The sequence below is a fragment of the Streptomyces boncukensis genome (genome assembly GCF_011045075.1).
GTDB lineage: Bacteria > Actinomycetota > Actinomycetes > Streptomycetales > Streptomycetaceae > Streptomyces > Streptomyces boncukensis.
In genome coordinates this window covers 1-4,367 of sequence record NZ_JAAKZZ010000563.1, presented here as the reverse complement: position 1 = coordinate 4,367, position 4,367 = coordinate 1, and the positions used below count along the sequence as shown (strand labels likewise).

The following is a 4,367-nucleotide window of genomic DNA, read 5'->3' as shown; positions in this document are numbered from 1 at the left end:
TGATCCTGGCGCGTTGCGGGCACGGGGTGAGGTTCCGGCGTTGCTGCGTGATCTGGTCTCCGGTGGGGTGCGGCGTGTGGTGGCGCAGGCGTCGCAGTCCGGGCCGGCGCTGGCGCAGCGGCTGGGGCCGGTATCGGCTGAACGCCGGCAGCAGATGCTGCTGGAGCTGGTACGCGAGAGCGCGGCCACGGTACTGGGACACACCACCCCCGAGGCGATCGGAGAGCGCCAGGCGTTCAAGGACCTCGGATTCGACTCCCTGACCGCAGTCGAACTACGCAACCAGCTCAACACCACCACCGGACTCCGACTCCCCGCCACCCTCGTCTTCGACTACCCCAACCCGACCATCCTGAGCGACTACCTGAGGTCGCAGCTCATCGACGAGTCTGATGTGGCTCCGGAACCGTCTCGACCGCTCACCGCAGCCGAAACCGACGAGCCGATCGCTATCGTCGCGATGGCCTGCCGTTACCCGGGCGATGTCACCTCGCCCGATCAGCTGTGGGGTCTGGTCGCCGACGGGGCGGATGCCATGTCGGCGTTCCCGACCGATCGGGGTTGGTCTGCTGACCTGGCCGGCCGGGGCAGCGGCGTGGGCGGGTTCGTCCGTGGAGCGGACGAGTTCGACGCCGATCTGTTCGGGATCTCGCCGCGCGAGGCCGTGGCCATGGACCCGCAGCAGCGGCTGGCGCTTGAGGCGGCCTGGGAGACGTTCGAGGCGGCCGGGATGGATCCCCGGTCCCTGCGGGGCCGTAGCGTTGGCGTATTCGCCGGTGCAGCCTCGTCCGGCTACGGCACGGACATGCGGCTGCCGGAGGGCGCCGACGGTCACCAGGTGACCGGCAGCACGACCAGTGTGATTTCCGGTCGTGTCGCTTACGTCTTCGGGCTTGAGGGGCCCGCGGTCACGGTCGACACTGCTTGTTCGTCGTCGCTGGTCGCTCTGCATCTGGCCGGCCAGGCGCTGCGGTCGGGTGAGTGCGAGCTGGCGCTGGCCGGTGGGGTGACGGTCATGGTCAGGCCCGACATGTTCGTCGAGTTTGACCGGCAGGACGGTTTGGCGGCGGATGGGCGGTGCAAGCCGTTCGCGGCGGCTGCGGATGGGACGGGGTGGTCGGAGGGCGTCGGTCTGCTGCTGCTGGAGCGGCTGTCGGATGCGCGGCGCAACGGGCATGAGGTGTTGGCGGTGGTGCGGGGCAGTGCGGTCAACCAGGACGGTGCGAGCAATGGTCTGTCGGCGCCGAACGGCCCGTCGCAGCAGCGGGTGATCCGGCAGGCGCTGGCGAGTGCCCGGCTGACGGCTGCGGAGGTGGATGCGGTTGAGGCGCATGGGACGGGGACCCGGTTGGGGGATCCGATCGAGGCGCAGGCGTTGCTGGCGACGTATGGCCGGGAGCGTGGTGCGGGTGGTGAGCCGCTGTGGCTGGGGTCGGTGAAGTCGAACATCGGGCATGCGCAGTCGGCGGCGGGTGTCGCGGGTGTGATCAAGATGGTGATGGCGCTGCGGCGCGGGATGCTGCCCGCGACGCTGCATGTGGATGAGCCCTCGCCGCAGGTGGACTGGTCGGCTGGCGCGGTGGAGCTGCTCAGCGAACCGCGGCCGTGGCCCGAGGTGGATCGCTCCCGGCGGGCGGGGGTGTCCTCGTTCGGGATCAGCGGTACCAACGCGCACGTCATCCTGGAGCAGGCACCCGGACTGGAACCCGAGCCGCTGCCGAACCCTGCGACACGGCAGACGCCGGGGTTGGTGCCGTGGGTGGTGTCGGGGAAGTCCGAGGCCGCGCTGCGGGGGCAGGTGGAGCGGCTGCGGTCGTTCGTGGCGGAGCGGCCGGAGCTGGACGCGGTGGATGTGGGCTGGTCGCTGGCCACGGCGCGGGCCGGGCTGGAGCACCGCGCGGTGCTGGCCGACGGTGATGATGTGCTGGCCTCCGGCGTCGCTGGCGAGGGCCGGTTGGCGTTCCTGTTCACGGGGCAGGGTGCCCAGCGTGCCGGGATGGGGCTGGGGCTGTATGAGCAGTTCCCGGTGTTCGCCGAAGCCTTCGATACGGTCTGCGGCCGCCTGGATGTCCGGCTGGGGCGCCCGTTGCGCGAGGTGCTGACCGACGGCGCCGACCTGGAGGACACGCTGTGGGCGCAGGCGGGGTTGTTCGCGCTCGAAGTGGCCCTGTACCGGCTGGTGGAGTCCTGGGGCGTGGTCCCGGATGTGCTGCTGGGGCACTCCCTCGGCGAGATCACTGCCGCGCACGTCTCCGGGATCCTGTCGCTGGACGACGCGTGCACCCTGGTCGCCGAGCGCGGCCGTCTGATGCAGGCGCTCCCGTCCGGCGGCGGGATGCTGGCGGTGCAGGCGACGGAAGCTGATGTCGCCGACTCCGGACTGGACATCGCCGCCATCAACGGTCCGCAGTCCGTGGTGCTCTCCGGTGACATCGAGTCGATCGAGCGATACGCGGCCGAGTGTGTGGCCCAGGGCTGGCGGATCAACATTCTGGGGGTGTCGCATGCGTTCCACTCGGCGCTGATGGAGCCGATGCTGGACGAGTTCGCCGCTGTGCTGTCCGGTCTGACCTTCAATCCGGCACACATACCGATCGTGTCGAATCTGACGGGTGCGGTGGCCGAGCCGGGGTTGATGCAGGAGCCCGGGTACTGGGTGCGTCAGGTGCGGCAGACGGTCCGCTTTGCCGACGGTGTGGGCGCTGCCACAGAGCTGGGTGTGACCCGGTTTGTGGAGCTGGGGCCGGACGGTGTGCTGTCCGGCATGGCCCAGGACACGGCCCTCGATGCGGTGTTCGCGCCGATGCTGCGCAAGGGCCGGGACGAGACCGACACCGCCCTGACCGCGATCAGCCGCCTGTGGACGGTGGGTGTCGGGGTCGACTGGGCGAAGGTGTTCGCCGACTGGGGTGGCCGGGCGGTCGACCTGCCGACCTACGCCTTCCAGCGTGACCGGTTCTGGCCGGAGCCGTCGGTGAGTCCGGTAGCGGGCGATGGCCTGGACTCGGTGTTCTGGGATGCGGTTGAGCGCGGGGATCTGGAGGAGCTGGCCGGTCTGGAATCGGCGCTGCCCGCACTCAACGCATGGCGCAGGCGTCGCCAGGAGCGCTCCACGTTGGATTCGTGGCGCTATCAGGTCACCTGGAAGGTGTTTACCGACCTCCCCTCTTCGGTTTCCTTGGCCGGTACCTGGGCGGTCATCGGACGGGAGGAAGCGGACGTCTCCGCGGCCCTGTCCGCGGCCGGTGCAACAGTGGTCAACGTCCCGGCCGAGGAGGCCGCGCAGCTGCCCGACGTGGCCGGGGTGGTGCTGCTCGCGTCCGGCTGGGCGGACACGCTGGCCGCGGTGCAGGCGCTGGGTGAGGTCCCGGCACCGCTGTGGGTCCTCACACGGGGCGCGGTCGCGGTGGGCCGCTCGGACCGGCTGGAGCACCCCGACCAGGCCACGGTATGGGGCCTGGGCCGGGTCGCGGCCCTGGAGCTCCCGCAACGCTGGGGCGGACTGATCGACCTCCCCACCCACCTGGACACCCGAGCCGGAACCCGACTCGCAAACATCCTGGCCGACGGCAGCGAGGACCAGGTCGCAATCCGCGGAGCCGGGGTCTACGGCCGCCGCCTGGCACGGGCGCTGCCCGCAGCCGTCACCGGTACGGGCTGGCAGCCCACCGGCACTGTCCTGATCACCGGCGGCACCGGAGCCCTGGGCACACACACCGCCCGATGGCTGGCCGGACGGGGTGCACCGCATCTCGTCCTCACCAGCCGCAGCGGAACGGCTCCCGACGGCCTGATCGAGGAGCTGACCGAGCTGGGCGCGCAGGTGACGGTGGCCGCGTGCGACGTCACCGACCGGGACGCGCTCGCCACGGTGATCGACGGTGTTCCGGAGCAGTGGCCACTGACCGGCATCGTGCACGCGGCCGGTGTTGACGTACCTGAAGGTCTGCAGCAGACCGGTCCGGAGGCGATGACCCGGGTGGTCGGCCCCAAGACCGACGGGACGGTGCACCTCGACGAGCTCACCCGGGATCTGCCGCTGGATGTGTTCGTGGTGTTCTCGTCGATCGCCGCCACCTGGGGCAGCGGTGGCCAGGGTGCGTACGCGGCCGGGAACGCGTTCCTGGACGCGTGGGTCCAGCACCGCCACGACCGCGGACTCCCCGGCACGTCGGTGGCCTGGGGTCCGTGGGCCGGGGCCGGGATGGCGGCCCAGCGCGAGGCGGAGCAGGCCCTGCGCCGACGCGGACTCTCGCCCATGGACCCGAACCTGGCCACCCAGGCCCTGGCCGCAGCAATAGACGCCCGCGAGCGCTGTGTCACGGTCGCCGACGTGGACTGGTCTGCGTTCACCCCCACCTTCACCT

1 protein-coding gene is annotated in these 4,367 nt (G+C 71.0%); it reads left to right on the top strand.

All coding sequences use genetic code 11. The features are described from left to right. Nucleotides 1-40 precede the first annotated feature (40 nt). A partial coding sequence (locus G5C65_RS32020; protein ID WP_165302550.1) for a type I polyketide synthase occupies nucleotides 41-4,367 on the top strand: 4,327 nt, incomplete at its 3' end.